The 21,079-nt window shown below is 61.4% G+C and carries 22 protein-coding genes; 12 read left to right on the top strand and 10 right to left on the bottom strand.

Going from position 1 to position 21,079, the window contains the following annotated elements:
* The first annotated feature begins 208 nt into the window (after positions 1 to 208).
* Together EDE05_RS22020 and EDE05_RS22015 are read left to right on the top strand one after the other, a co-directional pair.
* A complete protein-coding gene (locus EDE05_RS22020) occupies positions 209 to 577 on the top strand; it encodes a metalloregulator ArsR/SmtB family transcription factor (protein WP_105374214.1) in 369 nt (122 codons plus the stop codon).
* On the top strand, positions 574 to 1,107 hold the full coding sequence (locus tag EDE05_RS22015) for an SRPBCC family protein (RefSeq protein ID WP_132412628.1): 534 nt from the start codon (positions 574 to 576) through the stop codon (positions 1,105 to 1,107). The genes EDE05_RS22020 and EDE05_RS22015 overlap by 4 nt, the downstream gene beginning before the upstream one ends.
* 71 nt (positions 1,108 to 1,178) lie before the next feature.
* Here the strand turns inward: EDE05_RS22015 and EDE05_RS22010 are convergent, their stop codons facing one another.
* Positions 1,179 to 1,418: a hypothetical protein gene (locus EDE05_RS22010; RefSeq protein WP_105374212.1), complete on the bottom strand. Its 240-nt coding sequence runs from the start codon at positions 1,416 to 1,418 to the stop codon at positions 1,179 to 1,181.
* Positions 1,418 to 1,684, bottom strand: coding sequence for a hypothetical protein (locus tag EDE05_RS22005; RefSeq protein ID WP_105374244.1), 267 nt, complete (start codon positions 1,682 to 1,684; stop codon positions 1,418 to 1,420). The genes EDE05_RS22010 and EDE05_RS22005 overlap by 1 nt, the downstream gene beginning before the upstream one ends.
* Before the next feature lie 178 nt (positions 1,685 to 1,862).
* Here EDE05_RS22005 and EDE05_RS22000 point away from each other — a divergent pair, with 178 nt between their 5' ends.
* Positions 1,863 to 2,666 carry a potassium channel family protein gene (locus tag EDE05_RS22000; protein WP_105374211.1) on the top strand — a complete coding sequence of 268 codons (804 nt, stop codon included), beginning with the start codon at positions 1,863 to 1,865 and terminating at the stop codon, positions 2,664 to 2,666.
* 117 nt (positions 2,667 to 2,783) lie between these two features.
* Positions 2,784 to 3,815, top strand: coding sequence for a serine hydrolase (locus EDE05_RS21995; RefSeq protein WP_105374210.1), 1,032 nt, complete (start codon positions 2,784 to 2,786; stop codon positions 3,813 to 3,815).
* A 389-nt stretch (positions 3,816 to 4,204) separates the two neighbouring features.
* On the opposite strand, the gene EDE05_RS21990 is transcribed toward EDE05_RS21995, so the two are convergent.
* The 5 genes from EDE05_RS21990 to EDE05_RS21970 all read right to left on the bottom strand — a co-directional run bounded on the left by EDE05_RS21990 (position 4,205) and on the right by EDE05_RS21970 (position 7,920).
* A complete protein-coding gene (locus tag EDE05_RS21990) occupies positions 4,205 to 5,191 on the bottom strand; it encodes a WD40 repeat domain-containing protein (protein WP_105374209.1) in 987 nt (328 codons plus the stop codon).
* Entirely contained in the window at positions 5,191 to 6,312 is a 1,122-nt protein-coding gene (locus EDE05_RS21985; RefSeq protein WP_132412626.1) for a GTP-binding protein, read from the bottom strand. The genes EDE05_RS21990 and EDE05_RS21985 overlap by 1 nt, the downstream gene beginning before the upstream one ends.
* 111 nt (positions 6,313 to 6,423) lie before the next feature.
* On the bottom strand, positions 6,424 to 6,828 hold the full coding sequence (locus EDE05_RS21980) for a type II toxin-antitoxin system VapC family toxin (RefSeq protein ID WP_105374207.1): 405 nt from the start codon (positions 6,826 to 6,828) through the stop codon (positions 6,424 to 6,426).
* Positions 6,828 to 7,079 carry a type II toxin-antitoxin system VapB family antitoxin gene (locus tag EDE05_RS21975; protein ID WP_105374206.1) on the bottom strand — a complete coding sequence of 84 codons (252 nt, stop codon included), beginning with the start codon at positions 7,077 to 7,079 and terminating at the stop codon, positions 6,828 to 6,830. The genes EDE05_RS21980 and EDE05_RS21975 overlap by 1 nt, the downstream gene beginning before the upstream one ends.
* A 49-nt stretch (positions 7,080 to 7,128) precedes the next feature.
* On the bottom strand, positions 7,129 to 7,920 hold the full coding sequence (locus tag EDE05_RS21970) for a creatininase family protein (protein WP_132412624.1): 792 nt from the start codon (positions 7,918 to 7,920) through the stop codon (positions 7,129 to 7,131).
* A gap of 83 nt (positions 7,921 to 8,003) precedes the next feature.
* Between EDE05_RS21970 and EDE05_RS21965 the strand changes: the two genes are divergently transcribed.
* Together EDE05_RS21965 and EDE05_RS21960 are read left to right on the top strand one after the other, a co-directional pair.
* A complete protein-coding gene (locus EDE05_RS21965; RefSeq protein WP_105374204.1) occupies positions 8,004 to 8,498 on the top strand; it encodes a MarR family transcriptional regulator in 495 nt (164 codons plus the stop codon).
* A gap of 93 nt (positions 8,499 to 8,591) precedes the next feature.
* A complete protein-coding gene (locus tag EDE05_RS21960) occupies positions 8,592 to 9,617 on the top strand; it encodes a LacI family DNA-binding transcriptional regulator (RefSeq protein ID WP_105374203.1) in 1,026 nt (341 codons plus the stop codon).
* 39 nt (positions 9,618 to 9,656) lie between these two features.
* On the opposite strand, the gene EDE05_RS21955 is transcribed toward EDE05_RS21960, so the two are convergent.
* A complete protein-coding gene (locus EDE05_RS21955; RefSeq protein WP_132412622.1) occupies positions 9,657 to 10,430 on the bottom strand; it encodes a gamma-glutamyl-gamma-aminobutyrate hydrolase family protein in 774 nt (257 codons plus the stop codon).
* A 301-nt stretch (positions 10,431 to 10,731) separates the two neighbouring features.
* On the opposite strand from EDE05_RS21955, the gene EDE05_RS21950 reads away from it, so the two are divergent.
* Complete coding sequence (locus EDE05_RS21950) at positions 10,732 to 11,838, top strand: TRAP transporter substrate-binding protein (RefSeq protein ID WP_105374201.1); 1,107 nt, start codon at positions 10,732 to 10,734, stop codon at positions 11,836 to 11,838.
* A 410-nt stretch (positions 11,839 to 12,248) separates the two neighbouring features.
* Here EDE05_RS21950 and EDE05_RS21945 read toward each other — a convergent pair whose 3' ends face one another.
* The gene (locus tag EDE05_RS21945; protein WP_105374200.1) at positions 12,249 to 14,171 is read right to left on the bottom strand and encodes a TRAP transporter large permease subunit; all 1,923 of its coding nucleotides are present in this window, start codon (positions 14,169 to 14,171) and stop codon (positions 12,249 to 12,251) included.
* A 1-nt stretch (position 14,172) separates the two neighbouring features.
* Positions 14,173 to 14,733 (bottom strand): TRAP transporter small permease subunit, encoded by a 561-nt coding sequence (locus EDE05_RS21940; RefSeq protein WP_105374199.1) that lies wholly within the window; start codon positions 14,731 to 14,733, stop codon positions 14,173 to 14,175.
* A gap of 399 nt (positions 14,734 to 15,132) precedes the next feature.
* Between EDE05_RS21940 and EDE05_RS21935 the strand changes: the two genes are divergently transcribed.
* The 5 genes from EDE05_RS21935 to EDE05_RS21915 all read left to right on the top strand — a co-directional run bounded on the left by EDE05_RS21935 (position 15,133) and on the right by EDE05_RS21915 (position 21,054).
* Entirely contained in the window at positions 15,133 to 17,448 is a 2,316-nt protein-coding gene (locus tag EDE05_RS21935; RefSeq protein WP_245505207.1) for a GGDEF domain-containing phosphodiesterase, read from the top strand.
* A gap of 215 nt (positions 17,449 to 17,663) precedes the next feature.
* Positions 17,664 to 17,888, top strand: coding sequence for an aa3-type cytochrome c oxidase subunit IV (locus tag EDE05_RS21930; protein WP_132412618.1), 225 nt, complete (start codon positions 17,664 to 17,666; stop codon positions 17,886 to 17,888).
* A gap of 85 nt (positions 17,889 to 17,973) precedes the next feature.
* A complete protein-coding gene (locus tag EDE05_RS21925; protein WP_132412616.1) occupies positions 17,974 to 19,227 on the top strand; it encodes a Re/Si-specific NAD(P)(+) transhydrogenase subunit alpha in 1,254 nt (417 codons plus the stop codon).
* Positions 19,227 to 19,637: a proton-translocating transhydrogenase family protein gene (locus tag EDE05_RS21920; protein WP_105374195.1), complete on the top strand. Its 411-nt coding sequence runs from the start codon at positions 19,227 to 19,229 to the stop codon at positions 19,635 to 19,637. Before EDE05_RS21925 ends, EDE05_RS21920 begins: the two co-directional genes overlap by 1 nt.
* A gap of 16 nt (positions 19,638 to 19,653) precedes the next feature.
* Entirely contained in the window at positions 19,654 to 21,054 is a 1,401-nt protein-coding gene (locus EDE05_RS21915) for an NAD(P)(+) transhydrogenase (Re/Si-specific) subunit beta (RefSeq protein ID WP_132412614.1), read from the top strand.
* Positions 21,055 to 21,079: the final 25 nt, after the last annotated feature.

Raw genomic sequence — 21,079 nt, 5'->3', positions numbered from 1 at the left:
AAATCCGCCGAACCAGAATAAGCAAACCCAGGCGCCAGGCCGGGAGAACTACGGGCCTGACGACCTCAACTGCTCCAACCGCCCGGTGCGGACCCCCATGCCGGGTGGTGTGGGAGGGGCGGAGCCAATAGGCTCCCCCCTATCCCGATTGAAGAAATATTCAACCATATGGTTGACTGTTTGAATTCTCATCTCTATATTCAACTTTATGGTTGAATTATACGCACCCCAACTCGACAATGTCTTTCATGCCCTCGGCGATGCGACGCGCCGGCATATGCTTCGCGACCTGGCGGGTGGAGAGCGAACGGTAAGCCAGCTGGCGGAGCCCTTTGCGATCTCGCTCGCGGCTGCCTCCAAGCACATCAAGGCGCTGGAAAATGCCGGGCTGATCCGCCGTGAGGTGCGCGGCCGCACCCATATCTGCCGCCTTGCCCCCGGGCCGCTCGCCAGCGCCCACGAATGGCTGAGCTTCTACGAGCGGTTCTGGAACAACAGGCTGGACGAACTCGAAAGACTTCTCCGCGAGGAGGATGCAGCAAGACCCAAGAAAACCGAAAGAGGAGACGAGACATGAATGACATTGCAGCCATCAGTGCCTATGGCGTGGTAACCGAGCCCGCCACCATCAGGATCGAGCGCCTGCTCCCCAGTTCGATAGACCGGGTATGGGCTTACCTTACGCAAAGCGAACTGCGCCGCCGCTGGCTGGCCTCAGGCGACATGGAGATGAAGGCGGGCTCCTCCTTCGAACTCGTTTGGCGCAACGACGAACTGACCGATCCGCCCGGTAGCCGGCCCGAAGGTTTTCCCGAGGAGCACCGGATGCAGAGCCGTATCACAGAGCTCGACCCGCCCCGCAAGATGACCTTCACCTGGGGAGAGCGTGGCGAGGTCTCCTTCGAACTGGAGGCCATGGGCGGTGAGGTCCTGCTGACCGTCACGCACCGACGCATCTCCGACCGCGCGAATATGCTGATGATCGGCGCGGGCTGGCATATGCATCTGGACGTCCTCGCTGCCCGGCTGACGGGTACCAAGACGGAGCCCTTCTGGGATGGCTGGGAGCGCCTCAAGAAGGAATACGAGCCCCTGATCTCGGCCTGAGCAGTTTCGATGACGGAGGTTCCGTCGGCTTTTGCCGGCGGAGCCAAAGATGCGACGGATTTCGCATTGCCTCAACCCCGGTAGATTGCCTCCAGCCTGGCCAGATCGGCGATCTTCAACTCGACGGGATCCATGCCGTCGCGAAGAGGCTTGAACCAAGCGGATGCCTCCTGGACCCTTTTTCCGTGCGGCTCCGGATAGCCGCCCAACCCCAGCACCCATTGACGAACGATCTCCCGCTCCATCCGGCCGGCGGCGTAGCGATCATGAACCGCCTTGGCCGAGTTGGTCAGGTCTTCGACCTTTTTCATCAATGCACCGACGGATCGGTCGCGGTTTCGTCGAAGAAGGACCGGATACCGTCGCGCTCCACCGTTGCGAGGAATTCATCGAAAGCCTCGCGGTCCGTGGCGAAAGGCTCGTCCCACGAGGTTACGTCTTCCTCTTCGGTGATCACCTCGAGGATCCAGTCGCCTTTGCCGCCTGCGGGGCGGAAGATGTCGACAAGCACGGTGATGCCGTCCTCGGTAAATTCGCCGGCAAGTTCGGAATGTTCGGTTTTGGGGGCCTTGGGCATGGTGATGTCGGCTCTCATGAGACGTCGCGGGGTTGGTTCGGTCGTCACGACCGGGTTTCTGGACGTCAATACACCGCTTCCCGCGCGGACTCCACAGTGATGATGACGACCGACCGCCTTGGTCGCACCAGCGCTTAAAGCCGCTTGATTGGCAAAGGGGCAGGCCTATTTCCCGCTCATGGATACACCGACCCCTCAGCCAGAAACCACCTTCCCAAATTTCAGCTCGCTGAGGCTTGGACTGCAGCGCCTGGAGCGGGGCCGAGATTACTGGGCTCTGCGCTGGCAGGCGCTCCTGGCATTCATCGATCTCAGCATCCTCGCCTTTTTTCTTCTCGGACCCTATCTGAGGACCGGGGCTTCCTACCTGATCATCGATTATGCGATAGCGGTATGGATCGCCGCCGAGCTTGTGGCGCGGGCCCTTGCTGCCCCGTCCTTCCGGACATTTTTCAGAAGACCGATGACGTGGATCGACGCGGTCATCCTCGCGACGCTGCTGTTTCCCGAGACCCTGTTCAACTTCGCCTTCCTCAGAGTAATGCGCCTGTGGGCGATCGGCAAAAGCCCGCTCCTGCGCGAAGGCCTGCGCTGGGCCGGCTGGGGGCATCTTCAGGACGTGGTCCGCGCCGCGCTCAATTTCCTCGTCTTCCTGTTTATGGTCACGGGCTTTGTCTATACCACCTTCTTCTACCGGGAGGAGGGCGGCGAGGGTTTCGTCGATGCCCTCTATTTCACCGTGGCGACCATCACCACCACGGGCTTCGGCGATATCACGCTGCCCGGCACCGCCGGCAAGCTGACATCCGTCATCACCATGATCATCGGCATCTCCCTTTTCGTCAGGCTCGCCCAAGCGGTGGTGCGGCCGTACAAGGTGCAATTTCCCTGTCCTCAATGCGGACTGCAGCGGCACGATACCGACGCCGTACACTGCAAGGCCTGCGGCCACCTTCTCAACATCCCCGACGAAGGCGTCTAGCTTGAGAACTCTCAATTTGGCACCAGCGGAGGCGGCAAGCTCTCACACATGATCACCTCCGTGTGAATCTCGCCGTTCGGCCATATTCCCGCGAAGGATACTGCTCTAGTTTGCGGCATGTTCACACGTCGCGCCGCCTTGATATCCGTCCCTTTCGCGCTTTCCGCTGCCCGCGGCTTTGCCCAGACTGCGTCGCAACTGCCGGTGCCTCAGCCCCCGGTCACCTTGAACACGGTCTTCGAAGGGGCGGCGGAACTAGAACCGCTGAAGGTCGTGCTCGTCTCCCGGAATGGAGCGATGCTCGCCGAGCGGGCGTTCAACGGCCATTCTCTCGATGCCTCGACCAACATCAAGTCGGCTTCGAAATCGGTCGTTTCCTGCCTCGTCGGCATCGCGATCGACAAGCGGCTCCTGGAAGGGCCGGCCCAGAAGATCGCGCCGATCCTGAAGGCTGACCTGCCGGCCAATCCCGATCCGCGCATCCACGACATCACCATCGGCAATCTGCTGTCCATGCAGGCGGGGCTCAGTCGAATGTCCGGGCCGAACTACGGACGCTGGATCGCCAGCCGCAACTGGGTGCGCTTTGCGCTCTCCGAACCGTTCGACGGAGAACCTGGCGGATCGATGCTGTATTCGACGGCCTCGACGCATCTGCTGTCTGCGATCCTCACGCGGGTCGGCAGAAAGCCGACGCTTGCGCTGGCACGCGAGTGGCTGGCGCCGGTGGACGGCTTTCGCATCGGTTCCTGGGAGCGCGATCCGCAGGGCATCTATCTCGGCGGCAACCAGATGGCCATGACCGCCCGTTCCCTACTTGCTTTCGGAGAACTCTACCGGAACGGAGGGAAGACAAAGGATGGAAGGCAGATCGTTTCGAAGGGCTGGATCGATCAGTCCTGGACGCCCCGCACCAATTCCCGCTTTTCCGGCGACGGTTACGGTTACGGCTGGTTCCTCCGGACGATCGGCGGCGAGGAGGTCAAGTTCGGTTGGGGATATGGCGGCCAGATGGTTTATGTCGTCCCATCGCTCGGTCTGACCGTCGTCATGACCTCCGCAGACACCGGACCGTCTGCCCGCAGCGGCTATCGCGACGACTTGCATGACATGCTCGCCGAGATCATCGGCGTCGTGCGGCAAGCGTGAGCGGGGACGTTCTGCGGCAGTATGCCAAAAATAGCCATGCGAATTCAATGTCCCTCTGCGTGATTCCTCCCCGCCTCATCCACGGTCCAAACAAGGACGCTACTCTGTCGGCGTCATCGGACAGGGAGCCGGGTTCGCGAACCGGTCTGTCACGGAAGCAATCCGGCGTCCGGTGATGGTCGTAAAGGCAGGGGAAACGCCGTCAGGGCGCCAGCCCCCGGAAGATGTTTCGGAATTTGGACCCTCCGGAACCGCTCTTCGGGAAAAGCCGGAACGGTCGGGCAGGCGGAAAAGCCTGACACGCACACCACCCCACATTCACTGCCTGCCCATATCCCATTTGGATCAGGCCGTGGCGGAGGTTCCTCCGCCGCGGGTTTCCGTGTTGTTTAAGCTGAAATGTCGATCACGCCGCAATCGCCCGCTTCCGACGAGAACGCGAGAAGCTTGCCGTTGGCGCTCCAGCCCATGCCGGTGATGGCGCCTTTGCCGGGACGGCGCAACAGCGCTTCCTTCGAATCAGCGATCCTGACCCCCAGGATCATCCCGTCGACGAAACCGATCGCCAGCACTTCCTCAGCAGGATGGAAAGCTACCTGCGTCACCATGATGTTTGCGCGAGTGCCGAGTTCGAGCGGCGCCTTGCCCATCGGCCCGTCCTTCGAGGAGAACGGCCAGACGATCGCAGCCGGCGCGCCGGACGAGGCGAGCCACTTGCCTTTCGGCGACCACGAAAGCGATTTCACCTTGGCGGGATAGCCGGTCATCCGCATATGCCGGTTCTCTCCCGGCTTGCCGTCGAGCTTCCAGCCGTGCAGGGCGTTTTCCTGCATGGTGGTGACGAGGAAACGGCCGTCGGGAGAGAAGGTGACGCCGGTATGCGCGCCTTTCCATTCCAGGTCGACCGGATCGCCGGACGTTGCCACCCAGTGCAGCGTGACGCCATTATAGCGGGCGGCGGCGATGCGCAGTCCCTTGGTGGCGAAGGCGAGCGCCTCGACGCTGCGCTCTTCGGTGAATTCCTTCAGCGTGCCATCGTTCTGCTTCACGAAGCTCGATTTGCCATGTGCATAGGCAACTGCGTTCTGCGGTCCGCCGGCAACGACGCTGATCCATTTGCGCGGCGCCTCGGCGACGACCGTCGCTGTGCCGTCGCCGGCGATGCGGCAGACCTTGCCGTCCTCGCCCCCGGTCAGCAAGGTCGTGCTGAACGGGTCGCGGATGCAGGTGAGCAGGCCCTGATGGGCTTCGGCGACTTTCTCGCCGCCGTCGAGCCTGTGGATTGTGCCGGCGGCTGTGGCGAAGAATGGAACGTCGCCGAGGAAATGCGCGGCGACGACATGGCCTTCGAGATCAAGCGGTGCGACTGTCGGCATTACGCAGCAACGGCCTCGCAAGCCCTGAAGCTCTTCTCGATCTTGTCGACATCGAGATCCCGGCCGATGAAGACGAGGCGGGATTCGCGCTTCTCGCCATCCTTCCAGGGACGCTGGTGGTCGCCCTCGACGATCATGTGGACCCCCTGCACGACGTAGCGTTCCTCGTCGCCCTTGAACGCGATGATGCCCTTCAGGCGCAGGATGTTCGGGCCGTCGGTCTGGGTGATCTTCTGGATCCAGGGGAAGAACCGTTCCGGGTTCATCTCGCCGCCGCGCAGCGAGATCGACTTCACGGTCACGTCATGGATCGGCGACATCTCGCCGTGGTGATGGTGGTGGTGATCATGGTCGTGGTCATGGTGATGATGATCATGGTCATGATGGTCGTGCGCGTGGTGGTGATGGTCATGCCCATGATCGTGATCGCAGTCCGGACCGCAGACATGGTCGTCGTGGCCGTGCTCCAGGAAATGCGGATCGTTTTCGAGCGCACGTTCCAGGTTGAAGGCGCCCTGGTCGAGCACGCGGGCAAGATCGACGCCGGAGCGGCTCGTCTTGTAGACGCGGGCGGTCGGGTTGATGGCGCGCACCACGTCTTCGATGACGGCCAGCTCTTCCGGTGTCACAAGGTCGGTCTTGTTGATGACGACGACGTCTGCAAACGCAATCTGATCTTCTGCCTCGCGGGAATCCTTGAGCCGCAGCGGCAGGTGCTTGGCGTCGACCAGGGCGACGACCGCATCGAGCTCGGTCTTGGCGCGCACGTCGTCATCCATGAAGAAGGTCTGTGCGACCGGCACCGGATCGGCAAGGCCGGTGGTCTCGACGATGATGCCGTCGAAGCGGCCGGGGCGGCGCATCAGTCCTTCGACGACGCGGATCAGATCACCGCGCACCGTGCAGCAGACGCAGCCGTTGTTCATTTCGTAGATCTCTTCGTCCGACTCGACGATCAGGTCGTTGTCGATGCCGATCTCGCCGAATTCGTTGACGATGACCGCATATTTCTTGCCGTGGCTTTCGGACAGGATGCGGTTCAAAAGCGTCGTCTTGCCCGCGCCGAGATAACCGGTGAGCACGGTAACGGGAACAGGCTTCTGGGTGGCTGTGTCGGTCATGGAAACCTCGATGGGTTATATACGCCCGCAGGCGCGGTATTGGTCCGCCTCATATAAGGGCAAGCCGGGACGAGTTCAAAGGGTTTTGAATGTTATAAGATCACGTTGTCCTCAGGGCAGCGTATCGGCGTCTGTATCCTTCAAAAGCTGGTCGAGTGTCAGGAGCGGCTGCTCCATTACCCGGGCGTATGCGTAGTGGAAACAGTCGAAATTACTGAGATAACGGCGGCCGATGCCGTGTCTCTCCGCAACGGCAACGGCGTAGTGCAGGAGTTCGCGGGGTGATCCGCTTTCACGAATATCTATACCACGGGCGTCCAGCCACTCTACAACCGCGCCTTCCGCTTCGCCGTAAAGGCAATCGAGCTGGTCCGGCCGCGACAGGACGATGATGGCTTCCCACGCCGCCAGCGGTGAGGTGAAGGGAGCGTCATCCCTTAAAAGAGCTGTTTCATAGGCTTCGGCGGTGTCTTCGCCAGCCATCATGGAGACGATCGCACAGGCATCGACGAACATCAGGCACTACCGATATCATGATCCAGATCATGATAGGCGTCGGAGGACAGTGGCCGACGGTCTGGTTTGAAGGAGAGACCGCGCTTTGTCAGGATTCGTCGCGCCGTTTCACGGGGTGTTTCCTGCCGGATGCGCTTGTCGATGGTTTCCTTCAGAGCGGAAATAACCGCATCGGTGATCGTGGTGCCGTCGATGCGTGCCAATTCTCGTGCCAGCACATCTGCCTCTTCATTCCGGATATTCAACGTCATCGATGCATCCCTCTGTGTAGCCCATTGTGCCAGACTGTGTAGCTTTCCGCTACTTCAATATCTCCAGATCGAACCGCGTCACGTCCTCCAGCAACTCAATGATGCCTTTCACCGCATGGGCGATGAGCTGCTCGCCTCTTTCGGCGGTCGCGGCGGCGGCATTGCCGGCGACGCCCTTGGGGTTGAGGTCGGACATCTTCCAGCCGAAGGCATGCGGCCCGTAGGCGCGCAGGTGCCGGAATTTCCGCGCATAGTCCGACTGGCGGGAACCGAAGTTTTCGGCCTTCGCCATGTTCACCCGGTCCGGATAAAGCGCCAGCATGATCGAGGTTTCGATATCGCCGCCGTGGATATCGAGCGACGTTTCCTCCGGCGAGATCCATCCCTCGGGTTGGCCGAAGCGCGTCCAGCTCGTCGCCACCGCCAGCATGTCGAACCGTATCCGCGCTTCGGTGGCGACGATGGTCAGCAATGGCGAATTGCCGCCATGGGCGTTGAGGAGCACCAGCTTGCGGATGCCCTTTTCATGCAGTTCCTCGGTTATGCCGAGCCACCGGTTCACGGCTTCGTCGAAACCAAGGGTCTTTGTGCCGGCCACATCCATGTGCTCAACCGAATAACCGATCGGTTCTGCAGGCAGGAAGGTCACCGGCAGGCCGGCGGGCAGGGCAGGGATCAACCGGGCAACCAGCCCCTCGGCGATCAGGGTATCGGTTTCGAAGGGCAGGTGCGGTCCGTGCTGTTCGTGCGCGCCAAGCGGCAGGACGGCAATCCAGTCACGCCTTTCTGTGGACGCAAGCGTCGGATCATTGTCATGATAGTGCGGCAGCGGGTGCGGCATCTGGCGGTCAACTCTCCGTTTCGGTATGGATAGCGCGATACCGATATAAAGATAAATCCGAAAGGACAAAGCGGGCGGATCCGATGAGCAAGAAGAAGGGTGACAAGAAGGCCAAGTCGGGCAAGAAAAAGGACGCAGGCAGTCTTTGTGCGGCCGAGCTTGCTCCGGCCATCACGCAGGTCGCCCGCGCCATGCGCATCGTGCTGGGGCGCAACCTCCTGGAAACCGGCCTTTATGCCGGACAGGACGGCGTCGTCATGGCATTGGCGGAAGAAGACGGGCTGACGCCCGGCCAGCTCGCAGTCAGGCTCGGCGTCAAGGCGCCGACCATCACCCGCACGATCGGCCGCATGGAGGCGCAGGGGTTTGTGGAACGCCGTCCGGACGAGACCGACGGCCGCCTCACCAAGGTCCACCTGACAGAAACCGGCCGGCAGACGGTCGATCAGATCGGCCACTCGGTCGCCGATTGCGGGTCGCTCGCGGCGGGCGGCCTGTCCGACAAGGAGGTCCGCACGCTTCTCAAGCTGTTGCGCGCCGTCGAACACAATCTCCAGCCGGCGCTTTCCGACGAGTAAGCACTCCTCCTCTTGTCGCTGCGGATTAAATTGTTTATTTAAACTTTAATTCGAGCATCGGGAGGCGATGCCGGCCGGCGCGGGCGGGGGGACATGGCGCAGAAAGTCAAGTTGTCGACGATTGCCGAGAGTCTCGGTCTTTCCACTGCCACCATTTCTCTTGCGCTTCGCGACAGTCCGCTCGTTGCGGCCGATACCCGCGAGAAGATCAAGGAACAGGCCCGGGCGCTGGGCTATATCTACAACCGCCGCGCCGCCAGCCTCCGCACCTCGCGTTCGGGCATCATCGGCGTCGTCGTGCACGACATCATGAACCCGTTCTACGGGGAAATCCTGAAGGCGATCGAAAGCGAACTGGACCGCAGCCGCCATACCTTCATCCTCTCGAACCATTATGATTCGGTCGAAAAGCAGCGGACTTTCATCGAAACCCTGCTGCAGCTCGGCGGCGACGGAGTGATCATGTCTCCGGCGATCGGCACGCCGGTGGAGGACGTGAAGCTCTGCGAGCAGAACGGCATGCCGGCCATCCTCGTTGCCCGCTCGATGGAGGGCGTGGACCTTCCGACCTATCGCGGCGACGACAGCTACGGCATCTCGCTTGCCACCAATCACCTGATCGGGCTCGGCCACCGCGTCATCGCCATGATCGGCGGCACGGATCAGACCTCGACCGGCCGCGACCGCTATCAGGGTTATGTCAATGCCTTGCGAAAGGCGGAAATCGAGGTCGATCCGAACCTGCGCATTCCGGGCCCCCGCTCCAAGCAGGGCGGGTTCGAGGCGGCTGTCAATTTCCTGTCGCTGCCGCAGAAGCCGACGGCTGCGGTGTGCTGGAACGATCTCGTCGCAATCGGCCTGATGAACGGCATCGCCCGCGCAGGCTTTGTGCCCGGCCAGGATATTTCCGTCACCGGCTACGACGATCTGGAGGAGGCCTCGATCGCGACGCCGGCTCTGACGACGGTCTCGAACGGCCAGGCCGATGTCGGCCGGCTTGCGGCGCGGGCGCTGCTCGACCGGCTGGCTGGCAGCCACGAGCCGGACGGCCTTCACCTCATCAAGCCGGAAATGCGCATTCGCCAGTCGACGGGCATCTACAAGCCGCGGACGCATTGAGGCGGGGCGCTTTACGTCACAAGCGCCGTTGTTGACGGTTCAGGCGGCCACGTCGGCCAGGGTTTTGCGGGCCGCATAGGCGCGCACCGCCTCGCCGAAGGCATGGAAGAGGGCGCGCGACGGTGCGTCGGTTTCAGCCCAATATTCCGGATGCCACTGTACGCCGACGGCAAAGTTCTTGGCGTCGATCACCGAAACGGCCTCGATCGTGCCGTCTTCGGCGGTCGCCTCCACCTTCAGCCGCGGAGCGGTTTCGGCAATCGCCTGCCGGTGCAGCGAGTTCACCTGCACGGCACCCGACAGACCGAGATAGCGGGCGATGCAGGAGCCGTCCTGGACGAAAACCGGCTGGCGGATCGCATACATGCCGTCCCGTTCGGTCACCGGCGGCTTGCGATGGTCCCAGATGCCGGGGGTTTCGTGGATTTCGCTGGCAAGCGTGCCGCCAAGCGCAACGTTCAGTTCCTGGATGCCGCGGCAGATGGCCAGCAATGGAATGCCCCGGTCGATCGCCCGCCGGATTAGCGGAAGCGACGTGGCGTCACGGGCCGGATCGAATGGCCCGTCGCTTTCGGCGGCTTCTTTTCCGTAGAGCGAGGGATGGACGTTTGTGGCGGAGCCTGAGACCAGTACGCCGTCGACCCGGTCGAGGATCGCGTCTGTATCGTTGCCTTCCTCGAAGGCCGGAATGATGAAGCTCATCACCTCCGCGACCTTGAGCGCTGCCTGGACATATTGGTTGGGCGTTGCATGCCAGACCGCTCCATCCAGTTCACGGATATCGGCAGGCAATGCGACGATCGGTTTCGGCATCGGTATCTCCGGAGGGCATGCGAACTGCTTTTCGTCGATGTGACGCCGGAAGGTGCCGCAAGTCAAGTTCCGGCTCCGCCACACGCATTTGCCTTGCACAAAGAATAAGCATTGCGCCATTGAAATCTTTTATGAATCTCGTTTGAGCAGAACACGACGAAAGTCTAAGAACGAAAGACTATCGGCGTTAAGGAATATCCGCGGCGGCGCTTGCAACCCACTGGCCAACATGTTTACTTCGATCCAGGACCGGGGGAGTGGGAACGGAAACCCTGCGGTTTGTCTCTATGGGAGGTATTTAATGGATCGTCGTTCATTCTTCAAAAAAGCAGCTGTGACGGGTGCCGGCGCCGCCGCCGCAACGGTGCTTGCCGCTCCGGCCATCGCGCAAACGAACCCGAAGATCACCTGGCGTCTGACGTCTTCGTTTCCGAAGTCGCTCGACACCATCTATGGCGGCGCGGAAGACATCGCCAAGCATGTCGCCGCCGCAACAGACGGTAATTTCACCATTCAGCCTTTTGCCGCAGGCGAAATCGTGCCCGGCCTGCAGGCCGCCGATGCCGTCAGCGCCGGAACGGTCGAGATGTGCCACACCTGCTCCTATTATTACGTGGGCAAGGATCCGACCTTCGCGATCGGCACCGCAATTCCGTTCGGCCTCAATGCCCGCCTGACGAACTCCTGGTTCTATGAAGGCAACGGCAACAAGCTGCTCAACGAGTTCTATGCCAAGCATGGCCTCTACGGCATGATCGCCGGCAATACCGGCGCCCAGATGGGCGGCTGGTTCCGCAAGGAAATCAACACCGTCGACGACTTCAAGGGCGTCAAGATGCGCATCGCCGGCCTGGCAGGCCGGGTTGTCGAGAAGCTCGGCGTCGTGCCTCAGCAGATCGCCGGCGGCGACATCTATCCGGCGCTCGAAAAGGGCACGATCGACGCGGCCGAATGGGTCGGTCCTTATGACGACCACAAGCTCGGCTTCTACAAAGTCGCAAAATTCTATTATTATCCGGCCTTCTGGGAAGGCGGTCCGGTCATTCACGCCTTCATGAACCTCGACAAGTGGAACTCGCTGCCGAAGGCCTATCAGGCGGCGCTGACCGATGCCTGCGCGTTTGCCAATACCAGCATGATGGCGAAATACGACGCCAAGAACCCGACAGCGATCAAGCAGATCGTTTCGCAGGGCACGACCCTGCGTCCGTTCAGCCAGGAAATCCTCGAGGCCTGCTACAACGCTTCTCAGGAAGTCTACAAGGACGTCTCGTCCAAGAACGCCGACTTCAAGAAGATCTACGACGACCAGGTGGCCTTCAAGAAGGAAGGTTATCTCTGGATGCAGCTGTCGGAGTATACCTTCGACACGTTCATGATGATCCAGCAGCGTAACGGCAAGCTCTGATCACCCGCATTGAGGCGTGGCTTCAACAGACCCCGGATCCACAAGGTCCGGGGTTTTTCTTTGCAAGGATTCCGTCGGACGCGGCAGGTTGTGTCCCCTCGACAACTACACCTGTTCCCCTATGATCGCGATGTTTGGGGGCTAAAGCAGCACGTTCCGTGGCCAGCCGGGGCATCGGTGAAGACGGGCTTCACCGACTTAGGCAAAAGCCTTGCCCTCGAACCAGAGGTAGTGCGATGTGGCGAAAACCACTGATCATTACATTGTTGGTTAGGAAAAATCGGACGAGCTGGTCAATCTCCGTCCGATTTCAGTTCTTAGCCTAGCAACAAAGGGAGGGCAGAGCGCCAACTCTGCCCTCCACTCCGAAATATAACCTCCCGTCAGCCCAGTGACAAGAGAAGCCACCCTTACGGATTGATCTTGGGCGGCTGACTGAGGTCGGGCGCTCCGGCCGGGGGCGGATTGGCAGCCGGCGGCGCCGGTTGCGCGGGCTGTCCGCCAGCGGGGGCCTGGGGCTGCTGCCCACCAAGATCAAGCGGCGGGAGACCCAGCGAAGGGGCCGCCGGCGCGCTGCCCGAAGGCGCCGTCTGAGACGAGCCTCCGAAGTCCAGCGGAGGGAGGCCCATGGATGGGGGCGAGCTTCCACTGCTGCCGGGATTGCCGAGGGGCGGCAGACCGAGTGGCGGGGGACTGGTACCGCCCTGGTTGCCGCCAAAGCCGGGGATCTCGATCTTGATGTCGTCCGGATTCACCCCCTGGTGGTCGGTCTTATAGACCATTACAAGGCCCGGAAAGGCGATGACGACCAGGATCATCAGGAACTGGATGACGATATAGGGGAAGACGCCCTTATAGATTTCGGTCGTCCTGACACCGGCCATGGACCTGCCCGTTACCTTGTCGACCCAAGCCCCTGCCGGCGCGATGGAGCGCAGGAAGAAGAGCGAGAAGCCGAACGGCGGCGTCAGGAAGGAGGTCTGAAGGTTGATGCCGAGAATGATGCCGAACCAGACGAGGTCGATCCCGAGCTTGTCCGCGACCGGGGCAAGCAGCGGAACCATGATGAAAGCGATTTCGAAGAAATCGAGGAAGCAGCCGAGGATGAAGACGATGATCGTCACCACGATGAGGAAGCCGTATTCGCCGCCCGGCAGAGCCAGCAGCAGTTCCTCGATCCAGACGTTGCCGTTGATGCCGTAGAAGGTCAGGCCGAAAACGCGGGCCCCGATCAGGATCATCATGACGAAGGCGGAAAGCTTCGTGGTGGCATCAAGCGCGCTCTTGATCGACGAAAAGGTCAGCCGTCCCTTCGCAAGAGCGAGGAGCAGAGCGCCCGTCGCCCCCATCGCGCCGCCTTCGGTGGGTGTTGCGATGCCGAGAAAGATGGTTCCGAGCACCAGGAATATCAGTGCAAGCGGAGGGATGAGAACAATGATCACCTGCTCGGCCAGCCGGGAGATGATCTTCTTTTCCACCCGGCTGTTTGTCAGGGCCACGACGTAAGCGACGATAACCGCGAATGCCAGCGCGGCTACCAGACGCCATTCCGGACTTTGAACGCCCGTGAACAGGACGTGGAGCCCGAGGTAATAGAGGCCTACCGATATCGCGATCATGACTAGGAGAGAGGTCACGCCGTTGCCCAGAGTGCGGGCCTCGAGCGGAAGGGCGGGCGCCCATTCCGGCTTCACCATGGAGACGACGAAGACGTAGACGCAGTAGCTCGCGACGATCAGCATCGCCGGATAGAGAGCGCCGACATACATGTCGCCGACCGAACGGCCGAGCTGGTCGGCCATGACGATCAGCACCAGGGACGGCGGCACGATCTGGGCTAGCGTTCCCGATGCCGCAATCGTGCCGGACACAAACGGACGATTGTAGCCGTAACGCAGCATGATAGGCAGGGAAATCAATCCCATCGCCATGACGGAGGCGGCCACGACGCCTGTGGTGGCGCCCAGCAGCGCGCCCACCAGGATGACCGCATAGGCGAGGCCGCCCCGGATCGGGCCGAAAAGCTGGCCGACGGTGTCCAGCAAGTCTTCCGCCATGCGGGACCGCTCGAGAATGATGCCCATGAAGGTGAAGAAGGGGATCGCCAGCAGGGTATCGTTGTACATGATCCCGTAGATGCGTTCCGGGTGGCTCTGTAGGAGCGGCCAGAAAAGCCGGATTTCCGGGGAAATATGCGAGAGTTCGACGCCTACGACAAAGTAGATGAGGCCGCCGGCGGCAAGCGTGAAGGCGACCGGATAACCCAGCAGCAGCATCAGCATTACGCTGGAGAACATCACCAGCGGCAGATTATGCGCAATAAAATCAATCATTTCAGACCTCGGAGGCGGCTGGCGGCATTTCGCCGGCGGTATCTTCGCGCGGATCTTCGATCCGGCCGGTCACAACGGCGAACCGCTTGATGATTTCCGAGAAGGCCTGAAGCAGAAGCAGGGCAAATCCCAGGAGAACGACAAGCTTGGCCGGCCAAATAGTGAGCCCGCCGGCGTTCGAGGATATTTCACCCGAGCGATACGAGAGCCAGAACCAGGGCCAGGCGAGCCAGGTCATCAACCCGGCAAACGGCACGAGAAAGATGGTGTGAAGCACGAGATCGATGATGTCGCGCGTTTTCTTCGACCAGGTCGCGGAAAAGATGTCGATGCGGACGTGCTCGTTTTTGAGCAGAGCATAAGCCGCAGCCAGCATGAAAACCGTGCCAAAAAGATACCACTGAACCTCTAGCCAGGCATTGGACGAGATGTCCATCGCCTTGCGGAGCACGGCGTTACCTGCGCTGATGAGAACAGCGGCCAGAAGTAGCCATGAAACCGATTTGCCGACGGCCGTCGTGACGGCGTCGATCAGTCGGCTGAGTGCAAGCAGTGCAGCCATTTTTCCCCTCCTCTCGGACCAATTTTGGATCGTTGTCCGGTCCTGAGATCTATAGATCAAGATATCGCGGAAAAGCCAATCGTCGGCGCCCGCAGGGCGCGAGCTGTATTCAGTGGCAACGCAAAAATCAATTGTCCAGGAGCCACAGAAGCCTGAAAACCACGGCTATCTCACTTGTTTCTCATGTTTGTCGCAACAAGGCGCGAAGACGCGCGACGCAAGCCCATGGCCGGACAAGAGGTGCCGAGCGTTCCCAATGCTGCGACTTTTATATTTCCGCGTCAGAATTTGTAGAGCACACCTGCCGGAAAGCGGTGTAGAATGTGATGCGAGCGGCGGGAACAATGAAATATTAAAGGGTTTTCCGCACGGTCCCTCGGACGCAAAGGGATGAGCCCGATGAGAGAGATCGAAGCGGAGAGGTTGTCGACGGATGTTTTCCTGTCGTTCGTCGCTTCGCTGTTTGGAAACCGTGGAACACTCTGGACGGGCGTGATCGTCCATGTCCTCTGGTGCCTGTTCGTCTTTTATTTCAACGGCTCCGAGCTCTTTCTCCTGTTTGCCGGCTGTTTCGTTGCGGTTTTTACCTACCGCATGTACTGGTTTTACCGGTTCGATCAGGTGGATAAGCAAACGCTCAAGCATGATGAGATCGTCAGCTGGGAACGTCAATACGTCATCGGCGCTTTTTTGACCGCTCTGCTTCTCGGCCTCGCCAGCGGTTATGCCCTGCTGGTCTTGCAGGACCCGTTCGTCAGCATCGCCTCGGTTGCGATCGCGCTGGGTTCGATGATGTCGGTAATCGGCCGCAACTACGGCTCGCGGGCCGCGGTCGATCTCCAGATGATCGGCTGCTGCGGGCCGATCCTGATCGCCTGCCTGTTCACCGGCGATCTCCATCTTTCGGCGCTGGCCATCCTGCTGGTCCCCTTCGCGCTGACGACGCGGTTCATGGCGAACGGCATCCGGGATTTTCTCTATCAGAACGTCATTTCCTCCCGGACCATGGCTGTCGTCGCCGGACGTTTCGACATCGCGCTCAACACCATCTCCCACGGGCTCGTCATGCTCGACCGGGAAGGGCGGATCCAGGTGGTCAACCGCCGCGCCCGCGACCTGCTCGGTCTCCACCTGCAGCGCGAACTGAAGGACCGGGACTTTGCCGCCGTGCTCTGCGAAGATGCGGGAAACGTACCGGCTGGCATCCTGCGGCAGCTCTATCGGCTTGCGGATGGCTCGCTCGAACGCGCGCTTCTGACATTCAAGGACGACCGCCATCTGGACTTCTCCGTCAGTCGGCGTTCCGATGGCGGGGTGGTGCTGATCTTCGAGGATGTCAGCGCGCGGATCGAAGCCGAGGAGAAGATGCGGCACATGCTGCAGTTCGACGCGCTGACCGGCCTTCCGAACCGCGCCCACTTCGCTGATCTTGCAGTGGAAAAAGTGCGCGATCGCGGGGAAGTACTTGCGGCGCTGGCGGTCTTCGACGTGGACGGTTTCAAGCACGTCAACGACATGCGCGGCCATGTGGTGGGTGATCGCCTGCTCGCCGCGATCGGGGCGCGGTTTGCAGCGCTCGAGACGGACGGTATCGTCACCGGCCGGCTGATCGGCGACGAATTCGTCCTCCTGTTGCTCGGCGCGGATGCCGGTGAACTGGAGCAGCGGATCCGGCAGATCCATGCGCACGCGCAGGGCGACTACAAGGTGGAAGGGCTCCGCCTGCCGGTAACCATGAATGGCGGCTGCGTCATCCTGACGTCCCGCGATTTCGACATGGAGAACTGGCAGATCAAGGCGGATCTCGCGGTCAACCATGCCAAAGCCGCCGGCAACGGTACGCTTGTCTTCTTCCGCCCGGAAATGGATGCGCAATACATCGACGAACAGAAGCTGCGGGGCGATCTCCGGCAGGCGATCCAGAACCGCGCCCTGCACGTGGTTTACCAGCCGCTGTACCTTCCGGACGGTTCGGGAATCGAATGCAGTGAGGCGCTGGTGCGCTGGCGCCATCCGGACCGCGGCGTGGTCGGGCCGAACGTGTTCATTCCGATGGCCGAGGACATGAACCTGATCTCCCAGATCACCTACCAGGTCATCGAGCAGGCCTGCCGCGACTGCGCGACCTGGCCGGAGGGGGTGGCGGTGTCCGTCAACCTGTCGATCCAGGACCTCGGCAACGACGATATCGTGACGTATGTGGCAGAGGTTCTCGACCGGTATGCGCTCTCGCCGTCACGGCTGCGCCTGGAGGTGACGGAAAGCTGCTTCATGGACGAGCCGGTGGCCGTCAGCGCCATTCTCAACCGGTTCCGGGCCACCGGCGTGACCATTGCGATCGATGATTTCGGCACCGGGTTTTCGAGCCTCAGCTATCTGGATACGCTGCCGGTGGATGTCGTGAAGATCGATCGGGCCTTCATCCGCAACATCGGCGAGGACGAACGCAAATTGAAGCTACTGCGCGGCATCGTCAATCTGTCGCGGGAGCTCGGCTTGAAGATCGTGGTCGAGGGCGTCGAGACGACGGAGCAGCTCGCGCTGATCAACCGTCACCGCTTTGCCGATCTCGTCCAAGGGTTCGTTTTCTCCATGCCGGTCGATTCTGCCCAGATTTCCGTCCTTGCTGCTGCGCCCAAGCCCGTAAAGCCTTCAACCGCTCGGCGCGGCGTCAGACAGACGCCGGTCCGCCGGCTGACGACCGCCGAGCGCTGATCCGCCTCTTGCGGCATTTTACCGCCTCCGCAAAGCTGGCGTACCCGGGAGCACTTAGGTGCCATTGCGCTTTCCCACGCCTTTGTGTAAGGCCTGAAGCAACGTCCGGCATGCTTTTCAAAAGGCATGATTCCGGGCAGGGACGAGGATTTTTCCGCACGCGGATGCTTTCATCTGCAAGGCCGTGTGCGGCTTGCTTCAAGGAGACGCGACTGATGGACAATCACCATAGCGGACCGGTGGAAACGGGCGCTTCCATGGACTATGCGGAACATGAAAAGACCTACAGCATGTTCCTCGCCGGCGCCAAATGGGGCTCGATGGTCCTCGTCGTGCTGTTGATTGCCATGGCCGCCGGCTTCTTCGGCGGCGTCGGCTTCCTCGGCAGCCTCATCCTGTTCGTCGTTCTCAACATCGCCGGCGCATTCCTGCTGCGCTGATCTTCACAAGCCGGCTTTTGCCCGTGGCCTGAGGAAGGACGGAGCATTCCGTTCTGTTGCGATACCGACTGGGAGGAGACAGTCTTTGGCAAAGATCATTCATGTAAGTCGCGAAGGCTCGGACGAACCGCGCGTGTCGGCGTCACCGGAGACGGTGAAACGCCTAGCTGGTCTTGGTTTCACCATCGTGGTCGAGAGCGGAGCGGGGATTGCCTCCGGTATCCCGGACGGTGATTTCGAGGCGGCAGGTGCACGCATCGGTGCGGCTTCGGATGCCGGTTCTGCCGACATCGTGCTTCGGGTCAACCGACCGACCGCTGCTGAAGCTGCCTCCTACAAATCCGGCGCGGTCGTCTTTGCGGTCATGGATCCTTACGGCAACGAAGCGGCGCTTGCCGCGATGGCCAAGGCCGGCCTGACGACCTTTGCCATGGAGCTGATGCCGCGCATCACCCGCGCACAATCGATGGACGTGCTGTCCTCCCAGGCAAACCTTGCCGGCTATCGCGCCGTCATCGACGCGTCCCACGAATATGGCCGCGCGATGCCGATGATGATGACGGCGGCCGGCACAGTGCCCGCCGCAAAGGTCTTCGTCATGGGGGCCGGTGTTGCCGGCCTGCAGGCGATCGCCACAGCCCGCCGTCTCGGTGCTGTGGTGTCGGCGACCGACGTTCGCCCGGCTGCAAAGGAACAGGTCGCCTCGCTCGGTGCCAAATTCATCGCCGTCGAGGATGAGGAATTCAAGGCGGCCGAAACGGCGGCCGGTTATGCCAAACCGATGTCGGAAGCCTATCAGGCGAAGCAGGCGGCACTCGTTGCCGAACACATCGCCAAGCAGGATATCGTCATTACCACGGCGTTGATCCCCGGCCGTCCGGCGCCGCAGCTCGTGACGCGTGCCATGCTATCCTCAATGAAGCCTGGTTCGGTTGCCGTCGACCTCGCCGTCGAGCGCGGCGGCAATATCGAAGGCTCGCAAAAGGGCAAGGTGGCAAGTGTCGAAGGCGTTACCGTGATCGGTTATGCCAATGTGGCCGGGCGCATCGCCGCCTCCGCCTCGGCGCTTTATGCCAAAAACCTCTTCGCCTTCATCGAGACCATGGTCGACAAGACCTCCAAGGAGTTCGCGGTCAATCCGGAGGACGAGCTGGTCAAGGCGACCATGCTGACCCATGCCGGCCATGTGGTGCATCCGAATTTCGCAGCGGCTGTCGCAGCTCTCGTCAGGGAGGCGCCGGCCGCGCCTGCCGCCATCGCTGAGCCGGTGCCGGCAAAAGCTGCCCGGCCGCGCAAAAAGGCCGTGGCGGAAAGTGCCGCGAAGGGGGAGGAGCTTTGATGGCCAACGAAATGATGAACAAGGCGCTCGAAGGGCTCGACCAGGCCGTCGCCGCGGTCAAGGCGGCAGCGGAAACGGCGCCGGATGCCGTGGCGCAGGCAGCCCATGGTGTATCGGGCGGGGCGATCGATCCCTTCGTCTTCCGGTTTGCGATCTTCGTGCTGTCGATCTTTGTCGGCTATTACGTTGTGTGGTCGGTGACGCCGGCGCTGCACACCCCGCTGATGGCCGTCACCAACGCCATTTCTTCGGTCATTGTCGTCGGCGCGCTTCTGGCGGTCGGCGTCGCAGCCAGCGGTTTTGCCACCGGCTTCGGCTTCATCGCGCTGGTGCTCGTCTCGGTGAACATCTTCGGCGGCTTCCTGGTGACCAGCCGAATGCTCGCCATGTACAAGAAAAAAGATCGCTGAGGGGTTCTGGAAACACATGTCGCAGAATTTCGCAGCCTTCCTTTACCTCGTTTCCGGCGTGCTGTTCATCATGGCACTGCGCGGACTTTCCCACCCGACCACCAGCCGCAAGGGCAATGTCTACGGCATGGTCGGCATGGGGATCGCCATCGCCACCACGCTGCTGCTCGCCACGCCGAGTTTCGGCGGCTTCATCCTGATCGTGCTGGCGCTCAGCATCGGCGGTGGGGCAGGTGCCTATATCGCCCGTACCATTCCAATGACGGCGATGCCGCAGCTCGTCGCGGGCTTCCACTCGCTGGTCGGTTTCGCCGCCGTCATGGTGGCCGCTGCCGCCCTTTATGCGCCGGCCTCCTTCGGCATCGGCGAGCCGGGCGCGATCCACGGCCAGGCACTTATCGAACTGGCGCTCGGTGCAGCGATCGGCGCGATCACCTTCACCGGATCGGTCATCGCATTCCTGAAGCTCGACGGGCGCATGTCCGGAAAGCCGATCATGCTGCCCTACCGGCACTTCATCAATGCCGGCCTGCTTCTTCTGGTCGTCATCTTCATGATCGGCCTGGTACAGACCGAAAGCCATGCGGATTTCTGGCTGATCGTCTTCCTGTCGCTGGCGCTCGGCGTGCTGATCATCGTGCCGATCGGCGGTGCAGACATGCCGGTCGTCGTGTCGATGCTGAACTCCTATTCCGGCTGGGCCGCCGCCGGCATCGGCTTCACGCTCGGCAACCTGGCGCTGATCATCACCGGTGCCCTGGTCGGCTCGTCAGGCGCGATCCTCTCATACATCATGTGCAAGGGCATGAACCGGTCCTTCATCTCGGTTATCCTCGGTGGCTTCGGCGGCGAGACGGCGGCAGCCGGCGGCGACGACGGCGTGCAGCGGACGGTGAAGCAGGGCTCCGCGGATGACGCCGCCTTCCTGATGCAGAACGCCGAGAAGGTGATCATCGTGCCGGGTTACGGTATGGCGGTCGCCCAGGCCCAGCATGCGCTGCGCGAATTGGCCGATACGCTGAAGAGCCACGGTGTCGAGGTCAAATACGCAATCCATCCGGTGGCCGGGCGCATGCCGGGGCACATGAACGTGCTGCTCGCGGAAGCCAACGTGCCCTATGACGAGGTCTTCGAGCTGGAAGACATCAATGCGGAGTTCGCGCAAGCGGACGTCGCCTATGTCATCGGCGCCAACGACGTCACCAATCCGGCTGCGCGCGACGACAAGTCCTCACCGATCTATGGGATGCCGATCCTCGACGTCGACAAGGCGAAGACCTGCCTCTTCGTCAAGCGCTCCCTCGGCTCGGGTTACGCCGGCATAGACAACACGCTGTTCTACAAAGATGGTACGATGATGTTGCTCGGCGATGCCAAGAAGATGACGGAAGATATCGTCAAGGCGATGAAGCACTGAGAAGAGCGAACAAATCGCAGCAAAG

Origin of the sequence: Neorhizobium sp. R1-B (genome assembly GCF_004368875.1) — a bacterium.
Lineage (GTDB): Bacteria > Pseudomonadota > Alphaproteobacteria > Rhizobiales > Rhizobiaceae > Neorhizobium > Neorhizobium huautlense.
Note: the sequence above shows the minus strand (reverse complement) of the source record. Positions and strands in the feature narration are given on the sequence as shown.